This window comes from Parasphingopyxis algicola (assembly GCF_013378075.1).
Taxonomy (GTDB): domain Bacteria; phylum Pseudomonadota; class Alphaproteobacteria; order Sphingomonadales; family Sphingomonadaceae; genus Parasphingopyxis; species Parasphingopyxis algicola.
Window position 1 is genome coordinate 3,629,640 of sequence record NZ_CP051131.1, and the last position, 22,705, is coordinate 3,652,344.

A 22,705-nucleotide genomic window follows, 5' to 3' on the forward strand; every position below is an offset into this window, starting at 1 on the left:
GTCCATGCCCAGTCAGATGCACGATCCCGATTCCGCTACGTCAGCCGCGTGGCAGCATATGGAGGAGGTGCACCGCGCGCCCGAGCCGGAGGTTCTCGCACCGCTGATCGAGCGCGCGCGACTCGGCGCGAGCGAGCGGCAGCGGGTCGAGGCCGTGGCGCTCGAACTGCTCGCCGATCTGCGCGAGGGACAGCGGACGGGATGGGTCAACCAGTTCCTGCAGGAGTACCGGCTCAACAGTTCCGAGGGCGTGGCGCTGCTCAGCCTCGCGGAAGCCTTTTTGCGCGTCCCCGATCCCGATACGGCCGACAATCTCATTTCGGACAAGCTGGGTGACGGCGACTGGCGGTCGCATGCCGGCCGGTCCCATTCGCAGCTCGTCAACTCGGCGACCTGGGGCCTCGTCATCGGGCGCGCGCTGGTCGGTCAGCAGGAGCAGGTCAATGCGCTCAAGCGGTTGATCTCGCGTTCCGGCGAGCCGTTCGTCCGTCAGGCGGTCGGCGCGGCGATGCGGATGATGGGCGAGATATTCGTCATGGGCCGCACGATCGACGAAGCGATCCGGAGGATGAAGAAGCCGGAGAACAGGGGCTTTACGGCGAGTTTCGACATGCTGGGCGAGGCGGCGCGCACCTTTCCGGATGCCGAGCGCTATTTCGACGCCTATCTCCGTGCGATCGAGGCGGTCGGGAAGGCGCGGACGGATGGTACGCCGGAGGATAATCATTCGATTTCGGTCAAGCTGTCGGCGTTGCATCCGCGATATGAGGTCGCGCAATGGGGCCGCTGCGTCCCTGCACTGACCGAAATGCTGGAGGCGCTGGCGGCGGCGGCGGCCAAGGCCGATATCGGCCTGACGGTCGATGCCGAGGAATCCGAGCGGCTCGAGATGAGCTTCGATATTATCGAGGCGGTGGCCGAGCTCCCGGCGCTCAGGGGCTGGAACGGTTTCGGAATGGCGATCCAGGCCTATGGCAAGCGCGCCCAGCGCACGATCGGCTGGGCCGAGGCGCTGGCCAGCCGGACCGGGCGCCTGATGCCCGTGCGGCTCGTCAAGGGCGCCTATTGGGACAGCGAGATCAAACATGCGCAGGAGATGGGACTGAAGGACTATCCGCTGTTCACGCGCAAGGCGGCGACCGATGTCTGCTATCTCGCCTGCGCCAAGGACATGCTCGAGGCGAAGGCGATCCGCCCGGCCTTCGCGACGCACAATGCGCTGACGGCGGCGACGATCATCGAATGGGCGGACGACAAGAATGCGTTCGAGTTCCAGCGGCTGCACGGCATGGGCGAGGGACTCTTCGAACGGCTGGTGCGGGACCAGGGCTATCGCTGCCGCATCTATGCGCCAGTCGGTGGCCATCGGGATCTGCTCGCCTATCTGGTCCGTCGCCTGCTGGAAAATGGCGCCAATAGCAGCTTCGTCCACCAGCTCGCCGACGAACATCTGAGCGACGAGGACCTGTTGCGTGATCCTGTCGAACGCGTGGAGGCGGTCGGCGGTACGCGCCATCCGAGCATTCCGCTTCCCAGGGATCTGTTCATGCCACAGCGGCCGAACAGCCAAGGCCTCGATCTCGAAGACTGGCGCGTGCTCAAACGCGTAAAGGAAGGGATTGCGGAGCGCGCCGATATCGGGCCGGAACCCGATCCGGTAACGGATATCGAACCGCTGATCGCGCGGGCCGGCGGGGCCTTTGCGGCCTGGTCTGCGCTACCGATCGAGGATCGGGCCGGGTGCCTGATCCGCCTCGCCGACCTGTTCGAGGAGCGGCGCGGCGAGCTGATGGCGCTCGCCGTGTACGAGGCGAACAAGACGATCCCCGATGCATTGGCCGAGGTCCGCGAGGCGATCGACTTCTGCCGCTATTATGCGGGCGAGGCGGCCGAAAAGCTCGAGCCGCTCGAGCTTCCCGGACCGACCGGCGAGAGCAATGTTCTGCGGATGGACGGCAGGGGCGTCTGGACCTGTATCGCGCCGTGGAACTTTCCGCTTGCCATCTTCACCGGACAGGTCGCGGCCGCTCTCGTCACGGGCAACACGGTGATCGCCAAGCCGGCACCCCAGACCCCGCGCATCGCCGCCGAAGCCGTGCGGCTTGCGCATGAGGCGGGCGTTCCGGAGGACGCGCTGATCCTCGCGCCGGGCGGCCCGGCGGTCGGTGCCGCGCTCACCGGCGACCCGCGCATCGCGGGCGTCGCCTTTACCGGCTCGACCGCGACGGCGAAGAAGATCGCGCACAGCCTGCTCGAGGGCGAGGACCGGCCGATCGTCCCGCTGATCGCCGAGACCGGCGGGGTCAACGCGATGATCGTCGATTCCACGGCGCTGCCCGAACAGGTGGTGGCGGACGTGCTGCTCTCCGCCTTCGGTTCGGCCGGGCAGCGCTGCTCGGCGTTGCGGCTGCTGCTCGTGCAGGAGGAAGTGGCCGAGCAGATGATCGAGATGCTGACCGGCGCGATGGATGCGCTGATCGTCGGCGATCCGGCCGACCCGGCGACCGATGTCGGCCCTGTCATCGACGATGCGGCGTACGAGAAATTGATGGCGCATCGGGCGGCGATGGAGGAGCGCTGGATCAAGACGCTCGATGTGCCGGAGGAGGGCCGCTTCGTGCCGCCGACGATGATCCGGCTCGACAGTATGGACGATCTCAATACGGAATGGTTCGGGCCGCTGCTCCACGTCGCAACCTGGAAGTCGGGTGCGCTCGAAGACACGGTCCGCCGCGTCAACGCCAAGGGCTTCGGGCTCACCATGGGCCTGCACAGCCGCATCGCCCGCGCTGGCGAACTTGTCGAGGCGCGCGCGCATGTCGGCAATCTCTACATCAACCGCTCGATGATCGGCGCCATCGTCGGCAGCCAACCGTTTGGCGGCGAGGGCCTGTCCGGCACCGGCCCCAAGGCCGGCGGACCGCATTACCTGCCGCGCTTCTGCGCCGAGCGGGTGACCAGCATCGACACGACCAGCGCCGGCGGCAACGCAACCTTGTTGTCGCTCGACGATATCGGATCGGGGGTCTAGTTGCGGGTTCAGTCTGCCCAGTGACGGTAGTGCGGTATGATCGGTGAGCCCGGATGCACCAGTTCGAGTGCTTCGGGCATCATGGCAATCGCGCGATCGTTCGGCGCGTTGAGGAAGATCAGGATGCCGTCGCGCGTGTCGGTGTAGAAGTAGGAAATCGCGGCTTCGGACCAGTCGCTGCCGCCATGGCTGAGGATTTGATAGTCGCCATAATCGGCGACTTCCCAGCCGAGGCCATAGCCCTGCCGGTCCGGGCAGAGCGCCTCTTCCAGCTGCTCGCACATCACGAGGATCGATTCAGGCACGCTCCACTTTTCGACGAGCACGCTGTTCCGTTCGCGGAGAAATGCGGGCGTCAAATCCTCGCCGTTCATGGCCGAAATCAGGAAGCGGGCATGATCGGGCACGGTGATGCGCAGATCGTCCGCCGCCGACCATTCCCCTTCTTCGCGACACCAGCCCGACGGGCGGCAATAATGGCCGTGGAAAACGCCATCGTCACCGCGCGCGGTGACGATGTTGGCGAAGTTGCCCGCGCGGGCGCTCAGCGACGCGCCGTTCATTCCCAGCGGTTCGAACACCGTCTGGCGGACGAGCGTCTCGAAATCCTCTCCAAGCTTACGTTCGGCAAAGCGGGCGACATAGTCGAAGCCTTCGCCTGAATAACCGTAAGACGTGCCCGGCTCGAACAGGAAGCGCAGGGGCAAAGACGGGTTGAACCGCCAACCGTTGTTCTCGTCGAGAAACCGCCAGTTGGGAAAGCCCGTCGAATGCGTCAGCGCCATGCGCGGAGTGATCGCACGGGCATGAGAGCTGTCGGCGATATCGTCCTCGAGCCAGTGATCGGCCATCGGTTCGTCGAGCGACAACCGACCCCGTGCGGCGAGCCGCAATATGGTCTCCGCAGCGACCGTCTTGGTGATCGAGGCGACATCGAACTGGGTGCGTTCGGAGGCCGGCACGCCGGGCGACTGCTCACCATAATAGCCGGTCCAGACCAGTTCGCCGTTCCGGATCACGCCGACACCCGCGGTGAGCACGCCATGCCGTTCAAGCAGTTCGGAAAAGCGGGCATCGTAGAGCGCGGCGCGTTCCGGACTGACCGGCGGAATCCGCTCATGTATAGAAACGACCTCTGTCGCCGCAGGTTCTACGGGCGGCGATGCAGGCATGCATGCGGCCAAAAGCGTCAGCGAGATTAACGCCGCCAGAAAGTTCGGGACCGCCATATTGCTGCCTTTCGTCGGAATTTTCTCGCGATAACCGGCAATTACGGCGGATTTACGACATATGTCTAATTTCGGGTTCGGCTCTGCTACTGTAGAAGCGACCTATTCGCCCGACGCGCCCCAGCCGCCTTCGGGGTAGGGCAGGATCATCTCGCCGTCGGGAGCGGCGGTGAAGGTCGTCTGGGTCGGATAGGCGAATTCGAGGCCCTCTTCGGCGAAGCGCTGGAAGATGGCGACGCCGACCGCGTGGCGCGCGTTATACACGATCTCATAATCGGCGCTCTCGACATCGAACTGGATTTCATAGTCGAGGCTGGAATCGCCGAAGCCGGTGAAGCCGGAGCGGACAAAACGATGGCCTTCGCCGTTGATGATGTCGCGCAGGATATCCGGAATGCGCTGCGCCTTGGCGGCATCGGTCTGATAGATTACGCCGACATTGAGGCTGATCCGCCGGCGGTTGAGCCGGGTGAGATTCTTGATCTCCTTGTCGAGGAGATTGGTGTTCGAAATGATCACTTCCTCGCCGCTCACCGAGCGCAGCCGCGTCGATTTGAGGCCGATCTGTTCGACGGTCGCGAAGGTGCCGTCATAGTTGATCGAATCGCCGACCTTGAACGGCTTGTCGAAGATGATCGACAGCGCCGCGAACAGGTCCGCAAAGATACCCTGGGCGGCAAGGCCGATGGCGATGCCGCCGATGCCGAGACCGGCGACGAGGCCCGTGACGTCGACGTTCAGATTGTCGAGCACCACGATGCCCGCGATCGCGACGACGCCGAAGGTTACGAGCACGCGGATCAGCTTCATCGCGCTGCCCAACGCCTCGCTCGAATTTTCGTCGGTCTTGGTGCGGTGTTCGACGAAACCGAGAATGATCGAGCGCGCCCAGATCGCCGACTGGATGACCATGGCGATCGAGAAGAGGAAGCCGATCGAGCGGGCGATGAGGCCGGGCGCATCGGAGAAGACCGCGACGATTTCCAGCGCCAGCGCAATCATGAACCATGTGCGGGTCTTCGCCATCGTCCGGCCGACCACCGATTGCCAGGTCTCGAGGCTCTTGTTGCGTTCGTACCAGTGGCGGCCATAGCGCCGCAGCCCGACGAGAATGAACACGATGACAGTTGCCACGCCGAGGCTGATCAGGATTTCCGCCGTATGCGTGTCGACCCAGATCAGGCCGTCGTTCCAGAGTTTCTGGAGACGTTCAGTGACGTTCATGTCGATGATGTCGGGGACCACGTCCACCGCGGGTGCAGGTTCGCTCATGGGGTCTGCCCTTAATACGGCGGCGCCCTAATTGTCGAGCAAAGCGATCAACCCGCGCTCGTGCCGCGAGAGATATTTGGTCTTGGGTGGCAGCAGCAGATCGCCGAAATAATCCGCGGCGTCCGACTTGCAGAGTTCGACAAGCTCGGGATGGACATAGGATCTCCGGCTGATCGCGGGCGTATTGCCGAGCATCTCCGCCACCGGTTCCAGCATCTCGGTCAAGGTGATGGCTTTGTCGCCGGCTTCGGCGAGGATTTTGAAAGCGAGTGCGCTCGCCCCCCATGTTCGGAAATGCTTCGCGGTAAACTCCCCGCCCATAGCGTCACGGATATAGTCATTGACGTCGCTCGATCCGATCGGACGGCGTTCGCCATCCGCATCGATATATTGGAACAGCGCCTGTCCGGGCAGATCCTGACATCGGCGAACCATGCGCGCGAGGCTCCCGTCGTTGATCGCGACGCGCCGCTCCTTGCCGGACTTGGCCCGATATTCGAGCTGCACCCGGGTTCGGCCGACTTCGACATGGCGTTCGCGAAGCGTCGTTGCGCCGAAGCTCTTGTTGGTTTTCGTATAGCTACGATTGCCAATCCGGACCTTTCCGAGGTCGAGCAGGCGGACCACGGCGGCCAGCACCGCATCGCGGTCGAGCGACGTCGCTTCCATGTCGCTTGCGACGCGCGCGCGGACCAGCGGCAGTTTGCGCCCGAATTCTATGCACCGCTCATATTTCTCGGTTTCGCGCTGCGCACGGAATTCCGCACGATAGCGATATTGCTTGCGGTCCTTTTCATCATAGCCGGTCGCTTGGATATGGCCGTGCGGCGATGGACACAGCCAGACGTCGCGCCAGGCCGGGGGAACGCCCAGCGCGTTCAGCCGATCGGTCTCCGCCCGGTTCGCGATCTTGGAACCGTCCGGCGCCGTGTAGCTCCACCCCTTGCCATGTCTGCGCCGCGTGATGCCGGGCAGATCGTCGTCCACATAGACAATTTTCGACATCTCATTTCCTTCAGGGGCGGCGATGCGTGCCGATCTCTGTGCCAACGCGGAGCGGCGCGGCGTGTTCCGGAACAATTACAGTGAGATGCCGGTTTATAGAATATGTGCAGTTCAACCGATGGAGACTCGATATGTCCAAGCCGATAGACCAAGCCAGTATCCTCATTCTCGCCAGCGACGGGTTCGAATTCTCCGAACTCACCGAACCGCGCGACACGTTGATCGAAAAAGGCGCGCGGGTGACGGTCGCCGCACCGGGCCTCGAACCGATCGCCGGGGAATCGGGCGGCGAGATCAAGGGCCGGATCCAGCCCAACACCACGCTCGACAAACCCGAGGCGGCCGATTTCGATGCACTGTTGTTGCCGGGCGGACAGCGTAATCCGGACAATCTGCGGATCGAGGAGGATGCGATCCGGCTGATCAAGGATTTTGCCGATCAGGGCAAACCGATCGCCGCCATCTGTCACGCGCCCTGGCTGCTGGTCGAAGCCGATCTTCTGCGCGGCAAGACCGCGACGAGCTGGCCCTCGCTCCGGACCGACCTGCGCAACGCGGGCGCCAATGTGGTCGACCGGGAGGTGGCCGTGGACGGCAATATCATTACGAGCCGGAATCCGGACGACATCCCGGCATTTACCCAGGCGCTGATCGATGCCGTGGAGAATGTCGGCGAGGCCGTCCCCGCCTGATCAGGCTGTTTGGGCCTTGCGCCCAAGCAAAAGATCGAATCGCCGGTTCAGCATCCGCTGGGCCGGCCGTTCGACGATGTGATAGAGCAGCATCGAGACGATCAGGGTCAGCGCGAGGAAACCCGCGAGGCCAGCCGTTCCGATCTGGCCGCTACCGTCGACGAACAAGAGCTTGAACAGAACGAACAGCAGGAAATGGACGAGATAGGTCGCGTAGCTTATCTCGCCTAGATAATGCAGGGGACGGGCGGCCAGCGGATTGCGCGCCCGGTTCGCGGTCAGTGCGGCGGCGAGAAGCAGGCCGGAAAAGGCGAGGGGGACGGCGATCGTTTCCGGCAGGAGACCGGCAAGCGCAAGCCCGCCCGGTACCATGCCGCACGCCAGTATGAGCGCCGCCGTACCGGCCGGGCGCTCGCGCCAGCGCAGCCAGAGCGCGCACAGGATCGTTCCGATCGCGAACTGGATGAGACAGCGCACAAGGCCGGTTCGGGGAATATCGCTGTCGAGGATCGGTGCGTCCATCGCGACGAAATATCCGTGCAGTGCGAGCGCCAGCAATCCGATCAGCGCGAGCAGCACCGGCGTCGACAGGGCGCGCCAGTCGGTGCCGAGCGCGATCAGCGGAAACAGCAGATAGGCGGCCATTTCGACGCTGATCGACCAGGCCGGGTCGTTCCAGCTCAGCGCGTTCGTAAGGCCCCAATTCTGGATGAGGAGCAGGTGGAGCGGCAGTTCGTGAAACGGATAGCTTTCGGGACTGGCGCGGCCGGTTGCCGCGAGAAGCAGGGCGAACAGGACGGCGCCGCACAGGATGACGAAATGGAGCGGGTAGATCCGCGCGAAGCGGCGCGCGAAAAAGCGCGGAAGAGCGGCCACGCCGTTCCCGGCGATGCGGTCGCGATAGCTGAGCCAGATCACGAAACCCGACAAAAGGAAGAAGAAATCGACGGCTAGATAGCCCTTGGACATGATCTGGATCACCGGCGGCGGCAGCAGATCCACCGTCGATACGCGCACATGATAGAGCACGACATACCAGGCGGCGATGCCGCGCAGCGACGTGAGCGCCGCCAGATCGGGCTTGGCCGTCATGTTTCGGCGCGCATGGCCGGCGAGAGCCGGGGCGTGCCGGATTCGCCGAGCGTCTCGCTCAGCGGTTTGAATCCGTCGCGTTTGCGGATGCGCGCCAGATAGGTGTCGAGACCGATCTGCACCGAGAGCAGCATGAGGACGAACGGCTGATAGGCGATGCCGACGAACAGCGCGCCGACCAGATAGATGATCTGGGCATGTTGCAGCGCGGTTGCGAGCGGCGAGACCCATTCATAGCCCGGCGGCGCCCTTTCGCCGCGATACCGGCGGCGCAGCCATTCCATGCGCAGGACTCCGATCCCCTGGATCAGCAGCCATAACCCGAGTCCGATCCATCCCTGTTCGCCGAGCATCTCGAAATAGGCCGAGTGATAGGCGCGCGCCCGGTCGGTCATGAAGCGGCGGTGGACCGTCGTCGCGCCGCCGGACTCGGTCGCTTCGGTCGTGTAATAGGCGAAGCTGTTGCCGCGATAGGCGTCGAATCCGCCGCCCAGCGGGTTCTCCTGGACATAATCGAGCGTCCAGAGCCAGACGGCGACGCGCGTGCTCGCGGATTCATCGGCCTGGAAGGTCCGGATCGTTCCCATGCGCTCGGCAAAGGCGGTGGGCAGCAACGGCAGCGCGATGAGGCCGCCCAGCGCCGCGCCCGCAATGAACAGGCCGCGCCGCTTCGTGTCCCGCAATATCAGCATGGCGAGCACGGCGATGCAGACCAGGCCGGTCCGCGCCTGAGTTCCGATCGGGGTGAGCAGGCAGGCGAAGACCAGCGCATAGCAGAATAGCGAGACCTTCCAGTCGGGCCGGAAGACCGTGCCGTATTTCGTGAAATAGAGGATGACCGGGATCATCATGATCGCGACCGTGGACAAGGTCGAATCCTCGTAAAGGCCGCTATTATTGTCGACCATCATCGCGAAGCTGCCATAGCCGCTACCGCCGGCCACGGTCTTGATGCCGGCGCCGATGACGATGGCGGCGAGCGAGAGGGTCATGAACAGCAGGACGGTCTCGATCCTCAGCTTGGTTCGCAAGGTCAGCGGCAGGAAGATGGCGAAGACCATCGCCTTCCAGACCCAGTCCCATTTCTCGAAGGCCTCGACCTGGAATTCGGCGATGTAGTAGGCGGTGAGGCCGCAATAGACGAGCAGCAGCGCCATCAATATCTGCCGGGGCGCGATGCGCACATCGTCCTTGCGGTCGGTGATCACCCATCCGAGGATCGCGAGCGCGAACATCAGCAAGGACACCGGGACGTCGCCGAGTGGCCCATAGGCGAGGCGCTGCGGCGAGACGATGTCGATATAGATATAGCCGAGGATGAAGATAAACGGCCGGCGCAGGCCGAGTATCAGCAGGGATCCCAGAAAACCGGCAAGGCCGAGATCACGCATGGGGCGCATTCTCCCCCTGATCGTCGGCGATCGGGCGGCCGAGCAGATCGGTGCGGCGCGGACCGCCCCGGGCCGCGTCGTCGTCCAGATCGGGCCGGGACATCAGCCGCCAGGCTACGATGAGCATCAGCCCATGGCTCACCGCTAGCGAAAAAATATCGATCATTGGCTGTTTTCCGGCTCCCGGGCACGACGCCTCACCGTCCCATTACCAGCCCAGCGGTTAGCAGCGCGTTAAGCAGTTTGTGCGAAGAGCGTGGCATGCGGATCCTGCATGTTCTCGACCATTCGATGCCGCTGCACAGCGGATACAGCTTTCGGACGCGCGCGATCCTGAAAGCGCAAATCGCGCGCGGCTGGGACGTGGCGGGCGTGACGGGATCGCGTCACACGATGGACGGCCCCGATATCGAGGCGGTCGACGGGCTGACTTTCTACCGGACGCCCGCGCCCGAAACCATGGCGACGCCGCTGCGCGAGTGGCGGGAAATCGCGCTGCTCGCGGATCGGATCGGCGAAGTCGTGGACGAATGGAAACCAGACCAGCTACACGTGCATTCGCCGGTGTTGAATGCGATGGCCGCGCTGCGCGTTGCGCGCCGCCGAGGCTTGCCGCTGCTGTACGAAATCCGCGCCTTTTGGGAGGACGCCGCGGTCGGCAACGGTACCGGCAGCGTCAATTCGGCTCGCTACTGGCTGACCCGGATATTCGAAACCCATGCGGCCAACCAGGCCGACGCCGTGGCCGTGATCTGCGAGGGGCTGAAACAGGATATGATTCGCCGCGGCGTCGACGGCGAAAAGATCATCGTTGCGCCCAACGGCGTCGATATGGACCTGTTCGGCGATCCGTCACCGGCCGATACTGAACTGGCGTTGTCGCTTGGCCTCGAAAGCAAGGAAGTCGTCGGCTTCGTCGGCAGTTTCTACGATTATGAAGGGCTCGACGATCTGATCGCGGCCATGCCCCGGCTCGTTTCACAACGTCCGGATGCTCATCTGCTGCTGGTGGGCGGCGGACCTATGGACAGCAAACTCCGTGCACAGGCAGCGCAATCGGTCCTGGTCGAGCACATCCATTTCACCGGCCGCGTGCCGCACCAGGAGGTCGAGCGCTATTACGGCCTGATCGACATCCTCGCTTATCCGCGCAAGAAGATGCGGCTGACCGACCTGGTGACGCCGCTCAAGCCGCTCGAGGCCATGGCGCAGAAGCGCCTCGTCGCGGCGTCCGATGTCGGCGGCCATCGCGAATTGATCGAAGACGGGGTGACCGGCACGCTTTTCGCGCCGGATGACCCCGATGCGCTTGCTGCCGCCCTTGCCGACATGTTCGCTCATCGCGAAACTTGGGAGGAGCGGCGCGTGGCGGCCCGCAAATTCGTCGAACGCGATCGTAACTGGTCGTCAAACATTTCTCGTTATGCCCCTGTTTACCAAAAACTCACCGGCAAGGCGGTTTAGGACATGAACATGAACTTGGACGCGATCAGAAATGGTGTTTCACTGCCCGATCTGGCTGCGAAACTTCCGAAAATCCCGACTGCGTCGGCGGTTTCCGGGCTCATCGTCGCCGCGTTGATCCTGATGACGCCCAATCCGTGGTTCGAGGCCTTTATCGTCGAAACCGGACTGCCCGGGCTCGTGAGCGCGGCCGAACCGCCGCTTGGCGCGCGGGCGCGGATCGTGTTCGCGCTGATCGCCGCACTCATCGTGACGCTCGGCGCCTGGATCGCGCTGATCGCGATTGTGGGCCGCAAATTGCGCGCCGGGACCCGTTTCGCGATGCCGGATGAGGAGGGCGAAGACGAGTTGTCGGGCCGCGCTCGGTCGCTGCGACGCGCCGATGCTCATCCCGACGCTCCGTATCGCCGCCCAATCATGGCCGAAGATGATCTCGGGACACCGCTCGATCTCGTGACGGTTGCGCCGGATGATGCCGATGAGTCCACCGATGATTTCGATGCGCTCGATCTCGGCGAAGTGGCCGAAATCGTCGAAGACGATCCGCCGACAGTCGCAGCCGATGAACCCGTCGCGGCCACTCCGGAAGACGATACAATTGCCGGGACAGCCGATCCCGCCGAGGAGGAACCGGCCGCTTCCGAGCCGGTGTTCGAGATTCCGCTACCCCGGCGCGATCGCGATGACGCCGTGCCCTCGGATACGACGATCGAGCCGGCCGTCGAGCCCGTGCCCCGCGCCGCTCGGGCGACGTCCTCTCCGGACGCGCGAACCGAGCTCGCCGAGCTCGTCGCCCGACTGGAAGCGGGGCTGGAACGGAAGAAAACGGTCAAAGAACGTCGCAACCAGGCGGAAGCGCGTCCGGCGGAAAATGTCACGCCGCATCCCCAGGCCCGGCGTGCGGACGACCATGACGCCGCTTTGCGCCAAGCGCTCAGCGCGCTGCAACAGGTTGCGGGGAAGGGCGGCTGAGCCTTTAATCATTGGCGAGGATCAACGCTTCGAGCGCGATCCGGACGCGATCGTCGCCAGCGACGGTTTCGACGACCACGATGTCGACCACGATGTACGTGCCGAGATCGAATTCGGCATAATCGAGCCCGTCGGTCACCGCGTACGCCGCTCCGGCGGGGTCGTCACCTTCGAACCGCAGCGTGAAGCGGTGGCGCGCGCCGGTGAAGGTGATGCTCGACCAGGGTGCCGAGTCCACCGCCTCGACGATAGGCCGCGTGCCCGCACGCTTTGCCAGTGCGTGGATCAGCGCCGCGAGGCCTCCGGTCAGCAGGGGGCGTGTCATCCGCATTGGCCCGGTCGGTTCTTGGCCTCGGCGATATAGGCATGGACGCGGGCACGCACCTTCTCGCCGCATTCGCGGCCGCGCCGGATGTCGAACACGAAGCGGGGATCGTTGACCGCTTCGCGGCCGAATCGGGTAGGGGGCATATTCGTGTGGCGCAGGAAGCGGTCGATATCGATCAGCAGGCTCATCCTCTTCTCCTCTTGGCTGGCGGCCGTCCGGCGAATCGGTGCCGGTAGGCGTTTTCCTATCTCAGAGGTAATTTCCTACTTGTCTAGGAATATTCCTATCTGTATGGTGCCGATATGGAGCAACAGAATCCCCGGCTGGTTTTGGAACGTCTGGCGCGCGAGCGCGGCGACGATTATACGGCGCTATCCCGGCTCATTGGAAGAAACTCCGCCTATATCCAGCAATTTATCAAGCGCGGTACGCCGCGGCGGCTGGCCGAGGAGGATCGCCGGGTGCTCGCCGAATATTTTGGTGTGGACGAGCGCATACTGGGCGCGCCGGTCGATAGGAAAAATCCTTCAGTGGGCGGCATGACCGGCGGCAATATGGTTGCGGTCAGCCAGTATGCGGTCAACGCGTCGGCGGGTCCGGGCGCTCTGGCGGGCGAAGAGGAGGAACTGTCGCGCATTGCCTTTCCCGAGCGCTGGCTGCGCCGGCTGGCCGGCGGGGATCCCGCGAAACTCTCGATTATTACGGTATCGGGCGATTCGATGGAGCCCACCCTGTCGGACGGCGACGAGATTCTGGTCAGCGGCGAGGACGGGGCCGACCGGCTGCGCGACGGTATCTATGTGCTGCGCGTCGACAATGCGCTGATGGTGAAGCGTATCGCGATGAACCCGGCGAGCCGCCGGTTCACGATCAAGAGCGACAATGACGGCTATCCCGACTGGCCGGACTGCGATCTCGATACGCTGGAAGTGATCGGCCGCGTCGTCTGGGCCGGTCGGCGGCTTGCCTAGGTCTCGACGCTCGATTTCGCTCCTATCGGGTCAGCAGCCACATGGCGAGCGCCAGGATCACGCCCGCGGCTATTCCGCCGATCAGCCCGATGCTCGGCTGACCCAGGGCCGCGCCGAGCGCGAGACCGGCAAAGGGGCCGATCGCGATAAAAATGCCGCCGCCAAATCGGCCCTTGCGTTTTACCTCTGTCATGCGGGTCCTATGGCAGCGGCTCCAGTTGGTGTCACGCGCCGGCATAGCTAACATCGTCTTCACCAGTTTTGCGCGGAGTTGAGAAAGGCTTTCCCGGTAGGCGTGTTCGCTGGAACAGGCCGGCTGGGAACCGTGCCAATTCTTTTGGGTAGAAATGGGTTTGGGGTAGACATGGGTATGTACGAACACTTCTACATCGAAGATCGCGAAGCCGTGTTCGACGCGGCCGAGCTGGTCGCCGAATATGGATCGCTGGCCAGCATGGAGGCGGCCGCGCGGGCGAGCCGCAGCCGCGAAAAGGGCAATGTTGTGCATTTCTGCCGCTGGCGCCAGATCGAGCGGCTCGTCGAATGGATGGACAGCGACGAACTTGAGGCGACGCTGCACTAGAAAGACGAAGGCGCACGGCTCGTCACCACGTGATTGAAATCCGGCGCTTTTGATTGGCGGTCGCCAGCGTTTCGCGCTACGAGCCGCTTCATGGACGCGTTGACCAATCCGGGCCGGGCGTATGTCGGTTCGTTTTTTCTGCTATGCGCTTTGGGGATACCGCAGCCGCTCGCCGCGCAGACTCCGGCAGGGGAGGTCGCCGACGATGTTGCCGATGAGGTCCAGTCGCTGACGACCCGCGAGCTGGACCCGCTTGACGCAACCGGGGCTTTTGAGGCATCGGCGCCGATGACGCGGATCGACGATTTCGGCGTCGAATGGCCCGATATGTCGGAAGTCAGCGATCGCGAAGCGGCGAGCAGCCGGACCGCCGTCGCGATCAATACCGAGCAGCGCTATTCGGTGTCGCTGCAAGGGCTCGACGGCCTCGACGACGCCGATGAAATTCGGTCCCAGTTCCGGACGCTCTCGGTCCTGCGCGAAAATGAAGACGAGACGGCGGTCGTCGCGCAGATCAATCGTCGCGCCGATACCGACCGCGAACTGTTGAACGAGGTGCTGCGCTCGCACGGTTATTACGATGCCAATGTCGTGAGCGAACTGATCGGCGAGGCCGGCCAGACCCGGATCGAAGTCGTCTTCCGCGTCGATGCGGGCCCGCTCTACCGGTTCGACAGCGTCCAGCTGCCGGGGCTTGCCGAGGCGGGCGACCGGACCGACGAACTCCGTGCGCAATTCCCGGTCGAGGCCGACGACCCGGTCGATGCAGCGGCGGTCACGGCTGCCGAAGCCAATCTCTCCATCGAACTCGGCAATCGCGGCTATCCCTTCGCCGAAGTCGGCGAGGAAGACGTGGTCATCGATCATGCCAATCGCGTGGCCACGCTGACCGTCCCGGTCGAGACCGGCGGCGAACGCGATTTCGGTTCGATCCGTGTCGTCCAAGGCGCGGACGAGATATTCGGCGCCGACCATGTCTCCACGATCGCGCGTTTCGAACCCGGCGATCTCTATTCGACCGGGATGGTCGACGATCTGCGCCGTGCGCTGATCCAGACCGGCCTCGTTTCGCGCGTCGAGCTGACCCCGGTCGAAGGCAGAGATTCCGAACTGGTCGATCTGGCGGTCGAGATGGAGCCCGCCCCGCCGCGCACGATCTCCGGCGAGGTCGGTTACAGTACCGGCGAGGGCGCACGGGTCGAGGTGGGCTGGGAGCATCGTAACATGTTCCGGCCCGAAGGTGCGCTGGCGTTGCGCGGCATTCTCGGCACCGACGAACAATTTGCGAGCGTCAGTTTGCGCCGGAGCAATTTTCTCGAGCGCGATCATATCCTGACCGGCCAGCTTTTCGCGAGCAACACCAACCGCAGTGCTTTCGACGCGCGGACGGCGGGCTTCACCGCCGGGTTCGAACGCATTTCGAACCAGCTCTGGCAGAAGCAATGGTTCTGGTCGGTCGGGCTCGAACTGCTCGCTTCGGACGAGCGCGACGTGGTCGGCGCGGCCGGCCTCAGAGAGCGCGAGACCTTCCTGATCGGCGCGATCCCGCTCAGCCTCGGCTATGATGGCACCAACGACCTGCTGAATCCGGAAAGCGGCTTCCGCCTGTCGGCCTTCGTATCGCCCGAACTGTCGCTGCAGGACGGAACCATCGTCTATGCCCGCGTGCAGCTCGACGGCAGCGCGTATTTCCCGCTGATGGAGGCGCTGACCTTTGCCGGCCGCGTACGGGTCGGCGCGATTCCCGGCGCGTCGACCAACAATATCGCGCCCTCTCGGCGCTTCTACGCGGGCGGCGGCGGCTCGGTGCGCGGCTACAGCTATCAGTCGATCGGCCCGCGCGATGCGAATAACGATCCGGTCGGCGGCCGCAGCCTGGTCGAGATGGCGTTGGAAGCGCGGTACCGCTTCGGCAATTTCGGGATCGTGCCCTTTATCGATGCCGGGGCGATCTATACCGATCTTTATCCCGATTTCAGCGATCTGAGGTTCGGCACGGGTCTCGGCCTGCGCTATTACAGCAGCTTCGGGCCGATCCGGCTCGATATCGGCACACCGCTCAATCCGCAGCCCGGCGATCCGGTCATCGCCATCTATGTCTCGCTGGGCCAGGCCTTCTGATGGCGGGCGCGGCGACGGAAACGGGGCAGGGCGAGGTCGACTATATTTCGGCGACGCCCGAGCGGCGCCGGATCACCCGCTTCGTGCTGTTCGGCATCGCCGGCATTCTCGCGCTGCTGCTCGTCACGATCTTCGCGCTCGATACACCGCCCGGGCGCCGGTTTCTGATCGACCGGATCGAGGGGCTCGAGCCCGCCAACGGCCTGCGCATCCGCATCGGCCGGATCGACGGCTCGATCTACGGCCGGATGACGATTTCCGATCTCCGGCTGTACGACCCCGAAGGCCTGTTCTTCGAGGTGCCCGAACTCGAGGTCGATTGGCAGCCGGGCATGTTTATCTACGCCAACCAGCTTCACATCCGCAGCGCCACCTCCGAACTGGCCATTCTCCATCGGACGCCCGAGCTGATTCCGTCCGATGAAGAAGACCAGCCGATCCTGCCGGGTTTCGATATCTATGTCGGATCGCTCGATATCGCGCGATTCCGGTTCGAAGAGGCCGTGGCCGGGGCGCAGCGGCACGCCTCGCTCTCGGGGACCGCCGATATCCGTTCGGGGCGGGCACAAGTCGAACTGCGCAGCCAGTCGCTCGACAGCGGCGAACGGCTCGCGATCGATCTCGATGCCGAACCCGATGGCGATGTCTTCGATATCGACGTTCAGCTGTACGCGCCCGAGGATGGGATCGTCGCCGGGCTGACCGGTATCGAACGCGCGCTCGCCATCGATATCGCCGGCAGCGGGACCTGGCAGCGCTGGGACGGTTATGCCCGCATCGACAGCGGCGATGCGCGCGTCATCGATCTCGATCTCGAAGCGCGCGACGGCGCGTTCCTGCTCGGCGGCGTCGTGCGGTCGGAAGACCTGCTCGATCCCGGCGTGGCGCGTCGGCTGACCGCGCCGGAAATGAACCTGAGCGCGCGTGCGACCTTCGAGGACAGCCGCTTGGCCGGCGATTTCGATATCCGGTCTCCGGCCGCCGTGATCGAGGGGCGCGGCACGCTCGATCTCGATACGAGCGCCTTCGAGGGTTTCGCCGCCGATATCCGGCTGCTCCGGCCCGCGGCGCTCGTCACCAATATGAGCGGCCGCAACGTGCGGATGACGCTCGGCCTGGACGGCCCGTTCAATCGCGCGGCTTTCCGCTATGAACTGACGGCGCCGCGTGCCGCCATCGGCAACACCGGTTTCGATAATCTGCGCATCGCCGGGGAAGGGCGGCTGGGGGATACGCCCTTCACCCTCCCGGTCTTGGCGACCGCGAGCCGGATCACCGGTCTCGGCGAGACTTTCGACGATGTGGTGCGCAATGTCGCGGTCGACGGGGACCTGCTGATCACCTCGGAGCAGGTTGTCGGCGACGATCTGCGGCTGCGGTCGGACCGGCTGCGCGGCGATGCGTCGGTCATCTACGATCTCGCCACTGGCGATTATGCGGCGGGCCTGAACGCCGATATCGACCGTTTCCGGCTGCCCGGCCTCGGCGTTTTCGATGTTCGGACGCGTGTCGATGTACGGCCGGCACCCGGCGGGCGGTTCACGATTGCGGGCCAGGCGCGCGCCGTCACACCGGCGCTGGACAACAGTTTCTTCCAGTCGCTGGCCGGCGGTGGGACGACCGTCGATGCGGCGATCAGCTACGGGCCGGACGGCCGCTTTGGATTCACCGACATGCGCGTGCGTGCGCCGGAGCTGAGTTTCGACGGCCGCGGGTATCTCGACGGCGACGGCCAGCTTTTCGTCACGGGCTCGGGAGAGCAGGCGCAATATGGGCCGGTAACGCTGACCGCGCAGGGCGCGCCGTCGCGCCCCCGCGTCGAACTGGCGCTGGCGAGCCCGGTGCCAGCGGCCGGTATCGCCGATGTCGAGGCCGTACTCGAGCCGACCGAGGCCGGCTATCAATATGTCGCGAGCGGCCAGTCGATGGCCGGGCCGTTCACCTCCAACGGACAGCTGCTGCTGCCGGCCGATGCGCCAGCTGCGGTCAACGTCGCCGAGCTGCTGGTTGCCGATACACGGACCGAAGGCCGGTTCGCCTTTCGCGATGGCGGCATCGTCGGCGCGCTCGATCTCGAGGGCAATGGCGTCACGGGCGATATCGAACTCGCGATGGACGGCGGCGAACAGCTGGTGGTGGTCGATATCGATGCCGAGAATGCGCGGCTGGGCGGCGAGATCGATGCGACGATGCGGCAGGCGATGCTCGATCTTCGCTGGCGGCCGCTGGCCGAGGCGACGACGCTTGAAGGCGGGCTGAGCCTCACCGGATTCCGCCGGCGGGGCATCTCGCTGGCGCGGTTCGGCGCGGCGGTCGAACTGGAGAACGGGCGCGGCGAGGCCGATGTCAATGTCGGCGGCGCGCGCGGTCGCAACTTCGATTTCGAGGCGGCTGCCGCCATCGAACCCGGCCTGATCACGATCGAGGGCGGCGGTTCGTTCCGCAACGAACCGATCGAGCTGACGCCGCTGGTGATGCGCAAGGAGGAAGAGGGCTGGGTGATCCCCGAAACGACGATCAGCTATGCGGGCGGCGGCGCGACGGTTGCGGCGCGGTTCGGCGGACCGGTTACCGATATCGAGGCGACGGTCGACGATGCGCCGCTCTCGCTGGTCGATATCTTCTATCCGGAAACCGGCTTTGGCGGCCTGGCGACCGGTACGCTCCGCTATCGCCAGACGGCGGACGAGATCGTGCCGACGGCCAATGCCGAGCTCCGCATCCGCAGCCTGACCCGTGAAGGCTTTGCGTTGCGCCCGCGTCCGGTCAATCTCGGTCTCAACGCGCGGCTCGAAAATCGGCGGCTGGCCACCCGTGCAATCATGGAAAGCGACGGCGAGGAAATCCTGCGCTTCCAGGCGCGGCTCGATCCGATCGCGGGCGAGGGCAATTTCGGCGATCTGCTCGCCGCCGCGCCGCTGTTTGCCGAGCTGCGCTATAACGGGCCGGCCGAAACGCTGTGGCAGCTGACGGGCAACGAGACGCTGAGCCTGTCCGGGCCGCTGCTCGCGCGCATGGATATCGATGGGACGCTTGATACACCTCGGATTGTCGGCGCGCTCCAGACCCGCAACGGCCGCCTCGAAAGCGCGCTGACCGGCACGGTGGTCGAAGGAGTGACCACCGAAGGTACGTTCCGCCAGTCCCGGCTCGAATTTCCCGAACTGTCCGGTACGACGCCGGGCGGGGGGAGCATTTCCGGACGCGCGGCGTTCGATCTCGGTCTTGCAACCGGGCTCGGCATGGACATCGAACTGCAGGCGGATCGGGCCTGGCTGCTCCGCCGCGACGATATTTCGGCCCAGGTCAGCGGGCCGCTCACCATTCGCCTCCAGGCGCCGGCGGGCACGGCCATCGGTACCGAGACGGCACGTCCCGCCGGCACGATCAGCGGCGATTTCGAGATGGTGCGCGGCGAGTTCATGCTGGGCCAGGCGGTGCCGGAGATCGTCGTGCCCCAGCTCAACGTGACGGAAATCAACCGGCGGCTCGACGAGCCCGATCCCCGCGCCGAACCCGTCAACTGGACGCTCGACATCGAAGTCGACGCCCGCAACCGGTTCGTGGTCCGTGGCCTCGGTCTCGACAGCGAGTGGGGCGCCGATCTCGATATCCGCGGCCCGCTCTCCAACTTCCAGATCCTCGGCGAGATGAATCTGCGGCGTGGCATCTACCAGTTCGCCGGACGGAATTTCGACCTCGAACGGGGGCGGATCGAATTCTACGGCAACGTCCCGGTCGATCCGGTGCTCGATATCGTGGCCCAGGCCGATACCGAGGGACTCGACGCGACGATCAATATCGGCGGCACGGGCAACAATCCCGAGATCAGCTTCACGAGCACGCCGGCGCTGCCGCAGAGCGAGCTATTGAGCCGGCTGCTGTTCGGCACGTCTATCACCAACCTTTCGGCGCCCGAGGCGATCCAGCTCGGGGCGGCGGTCGCGTCGCTGCAGAGCGGCGGCGGCACCGGGCTCAACCCGATCAACGCGGTGCGCGACGCGATCGGGCTGGACCGGCTGCGCATCCTGCCAGCCGATCCCGCGGTGGATCGCGGGACCGCCGTTGCGGCCGGCTTTTATGTGACCCGCAGGCTCTTCGTAGAAGTCGTGACCGACGGGCAGGGCTATTCCGCGACCGAGACCGAATTCCGGATCACCCGCTGGCTGTCGCTGCTCTCGAGCATCAGCACCCTGGGCCGCGTCGAAGGCAATCTCCAGATCAGCCGGGATTATTGAGCGCAGCTTTGCTATAACAGTGCCGTCCGCATGACTGGCGATTCGAGATGGACTACCATCGGGAAGTGCGGACGATGAACGCCGTTCGCCTGGGCATCACTCTTGTCGAAGGAGATGCCCATGCATATCGTCATGCTGCTCTATCCCGGCCTTACCCAGCTCGATCTGACCGGGCCGTATGAAGTCTTTTCGCGCATTCCGGACACCAAGATCAGCCTCGCCTGGAAAACGGCCGAACCCGTCGCCGACGGCGGAGGCCTGGCCATCCTGCCGACGGTGACGCTCGATCATTGCGCGCCGGCCGATATCCTGTTCGTTCCGGGCGGACCGGGCCAACTGACGATTATGGAAGACGAGGCCGTGCTTGGCTTCCTGCGACGGCAGGCCGAACGCGCCCGTTACGTCACATCGGTCTGTACGGGATCGCTGATCCTCGGCGCGGCCGGCCTGCTGACCGGCCATCGCGCGACTTGCCACTGGCTGTCGCTCGATCAGCTGGCGGCGTTCGGCGCCGAACCGGTGGCCGAGCGCGTGGTGATCGATGGCAACCGGATCACGGGCGCCGGGGTCACGTCGGGCATCGACTTCGCGCTGACCCTCGTCGCCGAACTGCATGGCGAACGCATGGCGCGGATGATCCAGCTGTCGATGGAATATGATCCCGCGCCGCCCTTCGATGGCGGTTCGCCCAAGAGCGAAACGCCGGAGATCGTCGCGGCGCTGCGCAGCCGGTCCGAGGCGTTTCAGGCGGAGAGACTAGCTGCGGCGAAAAGGATCGGTGCCATCGTGCGCGCGGATTGAACCCTGCACGAAAAAGGGCGGCGGGATCGCTCCCGCCGCCCTCGTCTCGTTGGTCTATCGCCCGATCAGGTGGGTTCGCCGATGATCGTCTTCACTTCCATGAATTCGCGCAGGCCGTATTTGCCCATTTCGCGGCCATTGCCGGACTGTTTGTAGCCGCCGAACGGTGCGTCGGGGATCGGCCCCCAATTGTTGACGCCGACCAGCCCCGCGCGGAGCTTTCCAGTGAACTTCTTGGCTTCCTCGGCCGGGCCGTAGACGCAGGCCGAGAGGCCGTAATCGGTGTCGTTGGCGATCTCGACCGCTTCGTCGTCATTCTCATATCTGATCAGCGTGACGACCGGGCCGAAGATTTCCTCGCGGGCGATGGTCATGTCGCTGGTGATGTCCGAGAAGACCGTCGGCTTGACGTAGAAGCCCTGATTGACGCCGTCGGGCCGTCCGGTACCGCCAGTTTCGACCTTGCCGCCCTCGTCGATGCCCTTCTGGATGAGCCCCTGGATTTTCTCATATTGTGCGGAATTGACGACCGGGCCGATATGCTGGCCCATCTCGGTGGGATCGCCGACGGGTACGCTTTCCATCACACCCTTGGCGATCTGGACAGCCTCGTCATATTGCGATTCATGGACGAGCATCCTCGTCGGGGCGATGCAGCTCTGCCCGGAATTGATGATCACGCCCTGCAGGCCGTTCGGCACGGCTTCGGCGAGATCGGCGCCTTCCAGCACGATGTTCGGCGTCTTGCCGCCGAGTTCCTGATGGACGCGCTTCACCGTATCGGCGGCGTTCTTGGCGATGATGATGCCGGCACGGGTCGAGCCGGTAAAGCTCACCATGTCGACATCCTCATGCTTGGTCAGCATCGTGCCGACGCCCGGACCGTCGCCCTGGACGAGGTTGAACACGCCCGCCGGTACGCCCGCAGCATCCATGATCTCGGCGAAGATCGCGGCCGAACCCGGCGTTTCCTCGGAAGGCTTCAAGACCATCGTGTTGCCCGCGGCGAGCGCCGGGGCAACCTTGGCGGTGATCTGGTTGAGCGGCCAGTTCCATGGCGTGATCATCGCGACGACGCCGATCGGTTCGTGGACGACGCGCGCCGCGCCGAGCTGCTCTTCCCATTCGAACTCCTTCAGCACCTCGGCGGCCTTCAGGATATGGCCGAGACCCGCCGGCGCCTGTGCAGCGTTGCCGATTGCGACCGGGCAGCCCATTTCGTCGGCCATCACGGCGGCGATATCGGGCATGCGCTTCTTGTACTCGTCCGCGATCCGGTCGAGCAGGGCGATCCGCTCTTCGACGCTGGTCTGCGAGAATGTCTTGAAGGCTTCCTTGGCGGCGGCGACGGCCTTGTCGGTGTCGGCCTGGCTGCCGAGCATGATTTCCGTGCACGGCTCTTCGGTGGCGGGATTGATCACCTCATGGCGTGTGCCGCCCTCGCTCTCGACCCATTCGCCGTTGATATACTGCTTCAGATAGCTGTGCATGGCATTCCGCTCCTCATGATTCGGG

The 22,705-nt window shown here is 64.7% G+C and carries 19 protein-coding genes and 1 riboswitch; of the genes, 9 read left to right on the forward strand and 10 right to left on the reverse strand.

The genetic code is table 11. The annotated features are described in order from the left end of the window. Nucleotides 1–58: 58 nt before the first annotated feature. Nucleotides 59–3,031 carry an L-glutamate gamma-semialdehyde dehydrogenase gene (locus tag HFP57_RS17705; protein ID WP_176871398.1) on the forward strand — a complete coding sequence of 991 codons (2,973 nt, stop codon included), beginning with the start codon at nucleotides 59–61 and terminating at the stop codon, nucleotides 3,029–3,031. 8 nt (nucleotides 3,032–3,039) lie between these two features. Here the strand turns inward: HFP57_RS17705 and HFP57_RS17710 are convergent, their stop codons facing one another. The 3 genes from HFP57_RS17710 to HFP57_RS17720 all read right to left on the reverse strand — a co-directional run bounded on the left by HFP57_RS17710 (nucleotide 3,040) and on the right by HFP57_RS17720 (nucleotide 6,537). After that, the gene (locus tag HFP57_RS17710) at nucleotides 3,040–4,203 is read right to left on the reverse strand and encodes a serine hydrolase domain-containing protein (RefSeq protein ID WP_176871034.1); all 1,164 of its coding nucleotides are present in this window, start codon (nucleotides 4,201–4,203) and stop codon (nucleotides 3,040–3,042) included. 159 nt (nucleotides 4,204–4,362) lie between these two features. After that, nucleotides 4,363–5,532, reverse strand: coding sequence for a mechanosensitive ion channel family protein (locus HFP57_RS17715; RefSeq protein WP_176871035.1), 1,170 nt, complete (start codon nucleotides 5,530–5,532; stop codon nucleotides 4,363–4,365). A 27-nt stretch (nucleotides 5,533–5,559) separates the two neighbouring features. After that, a complete protein-coding gene (locus HFP57_RS17720; protein WP_176871036.1) occupies nucleotides 5,560–6,537 on the reverse strand; it encodes a DNA topoisomerase IB in 978 nt (325 codons plus the stop codon). Between the two features lie 131 nt (nucleotides 6,538–6,668). Between HFP57_RS17720 and HFP57_RS17725 the strand changes: the two genes are divergently transcribed. Then, nucleotides 6,669–7,229, forward strand: a complete 561-nt coding sequence (locus HFP57_RS17725) for a type 1 glutamine amidotransferase domain-containing protein (RefSeq protein WP_176871037.1) — start codon at nucleotides 6,669–6,671, stop codon at nucleotides 7,227–7,229. Here the strand turns inward: HFP57_RS17725 and HFP57_RS17730 are convergent, their stop codons facing one another. The 3 genes from HFP57_RS17730 to HFP57_RS17740 are packed head-to-tail and all read right to left on the reverse strand — an operon-like array spanning nucleotide 7,230 to nucleotide 9,878. After that, entirely contained in the window at nucleotides 7,230–8,321 is a 1,092-nt protein-coding gene (locus tag HFP57_RS17730; protein WP_176871038.1) for an acyltransferase family protein, read from the reverse strand. It abuts the gene before it with no gap. Beyond that, on the reverse strand, nucleotides 8,318–9,712 hold the full coding sequence (locus HFP57_RS17735) for a putative O-glycosylation ligase, exosortase A system-associated (protein WP_176871039.1): 1,395 nt from the start codon (nucleotides 9,710–9,712) through the stop codon (nucleotides 8,318–8,320). Before HFP57_RS17735 ends, HFP57_RS17730 begins: the two co-directional genes overlap by 4 nt. Further along, entirely contained in the window at nucleotides 9,705–9,878 is a 174-nt protein-coding gene (locus HFP57_RS17740) for a hypothetical protein (RefSeq protein ID WP_176871040.1), read from the reverse strand. Before HFP57_RS17740 ends, HFP57_RS17735 begins: the two co-directional genes overlap by 8 nt. A gap of 95 nt (nucleotides 9,879–9,973) precedes the next feature. Between HFP57_RS17740 and HFP57_RS17745 the strand changes: the two genes are divergently transcribed. Continuing rightward, the gene (locus tag HFP57_RS17745) at nucleotides 9,974–11,176 is read left to right on the forward strand and encodes a TIGR04063 family PEP-CTERM/XrtA system glycosyltransferase (protein ID WP_176871041.1); all 1,203 of its coding nucleotides are present in this window, start codon (nucleotides 9,974–9,976) and stop codon (nucleotides 11,174–11,176) included. Between the two features lie 9 nt (nucleotides 11,177–11,185). Next, complete coding sequence (locus HFP57_RS17750) at nucleotides 11,186–12,148, forward strand: hypothetical protein (RefSeq protein WP_176871042.1); 963 nt, start codon at nucleotides 11,186–11,188, stop codon at nucleotides 12,146–12,148. A 4-nt stretch (nucleotides 12,149–12,152) separates the two neighbouring features. Here the strand turns inward: HFP57_RS17750 and HFP57_RS17755 are convergent, their stop codons facing one another. Both HFP57_RS17755 and HFP57_RS17760 read right to left on the reverse strand, forming a co-directional pair. After that, complete coding sequence (locus HFP57_RS17755) at nucleotides 12,153–12,473, reverse strand: hypothetical protein (protein WP_176871043.1); 321 nt, start codon at nucleotides 12,471–12,473, stop codon at nucleotides 12,153–12,155. Beyond that, the gene (locus HFP57_RS17760) at nucleotides 12,470–12,664 is read right to left on the reverse strand and encodes a hypothetical protein (protein WP_176871044.1); all 195 of its coding nucleotides are present in this window, start codon (nucleotides 12,662–12,664) and stop codon (nucleotides 12,470–12,472) included. The genes HFP57_RS17755 and HFP57_RS17760 overlap by 4 nt, the downstream gene beginning before the upstream one ends. Before the next feature lie 114 nt (nucleotides 12,665–12,778). Between HFP57_RS17760 and HFP57_RS17765 the strand changes: the two genes are divergently transcribed. Further along, a complete protein-coding gene (locus HFP57_RS17765; RefSeq protein WP_176871045.1) occupies nucleotides 12,779–13,447 on the forward strand; it encodes a S24 family peptidase in 669 nt (222 codons plus the stop codon). A gap of 22 nt (nucleotides 13,448–13,469) precedes the next feature. Here the strand turns inward: HFP57_RS17765 and HFP57_RS17770 are convergent, their stop codons facing one another. Beyond that, nucleotides 13,470–13,640 (reverse strand): hypothetical protein, encoded by a 171-nt coding sequence (locus tag HFP57_RS17770; RefSeq protein WP_176871046.1) that lies wholly within the window; start codon nucleotides 13,638–13,640, stop codon nucleotides 13,470–13,472. Between the two features lie 171 nt (nucleotides 13,641–13,811). Here HFP57_RS17770 and HFP57_RS17775 point away from each other — a divergent pair, with 171 nt between their 5' ends. From HFP57_RS17775 to HFP57_RS17790, 4 genes are all read left to right on the forward strand, one after another. After that, nucleotides 13,812–14,030 carry a hypothetical protein gene (locus HFP57_RS17775; protein ID WP_176871047.1) on the forward strand — a complete coding sequence of 73 codons (219 nt, stop codon included), beginning with the start codon at nucleotides 13,812–13,814 and terminating at the stop codon, nucleotides 14,028–14,030. A 90-nt stretch (nucleotides 14,031–14,120) separates the two neighbouring features. Beyond that, nucleotides 14,121–16,151: an autotransporter assembly complex protein TamA gene (locus HFP57_RS17780; RefSeq protein WP_176871048.1), complete on the forward strand. Its 2,031-nt coding sequence runs from the start codon at nucleotides 14,121–14,123 to the stop codon at nucleotides 16,149–16,151. Continuing rightward, nucleotides 16,151–20,389 carry a translocation/assembly module TamB domain-containing protein gene (locus HFP57_RS17785; protein ID WP_176871049.1) on the forward strand — a complete coding sequence of 1,413 codons (4,239 nt, stop codon included), beginning with the start codon at nucleotides 16,151–16,153 and terminating at the stop codon, nucleotides 20,387–20,389. Before HFP57_RS17780 ends, HFP57_RS17785 begins: the two co-directional genes overlap by 1 nt. A gap of 20 nt (nucleotides 20,390–20,409) precedes the next feature. Continuing rightward, nucleotides 20,410–20,491: riboswitch (ZMP/ZTP riboswitch) on the forward strand. An 18-nt stretch (nucleotides 20,492–20,509) separates the two neighbouring features. Then, the gene (locus HFP57_RS17790; RefSeq protein WP_246263226.1) at nucleotides 20,510–21,190 is read left to right on the forward strand and encodes a DJ-1/PfpI family protein; all 681 of its coding nucleotides are present in this window, start codon (nucleotides 20,510–20,512) and stop codon (nucleotides 21,188–21,190) included. A 65-nt stretch (nucleotides 21,191–21,255) separates the two neighbouring features. On the opposite strand, the gene HFP57_RS17795 is transcribed toward HFP57_RS17790, so the two are convergent. Then, the gene (locus HFP57_RS17795) at nucleotides 21,256–22,680 is read right to left on the reverse strand and encodes an aldehyde dehydrogenase family protein (RefSeq protein WP_176871051.1); all 1,425 of its coding nucleotides are present in this window, start codon (nucleotides 22,678–22,680) and stop codon (nucleotides 21,256–21,258) included. Between the last annotated feature and the right edge of the window lie 25 nt (nucleotides 22,681–22,705).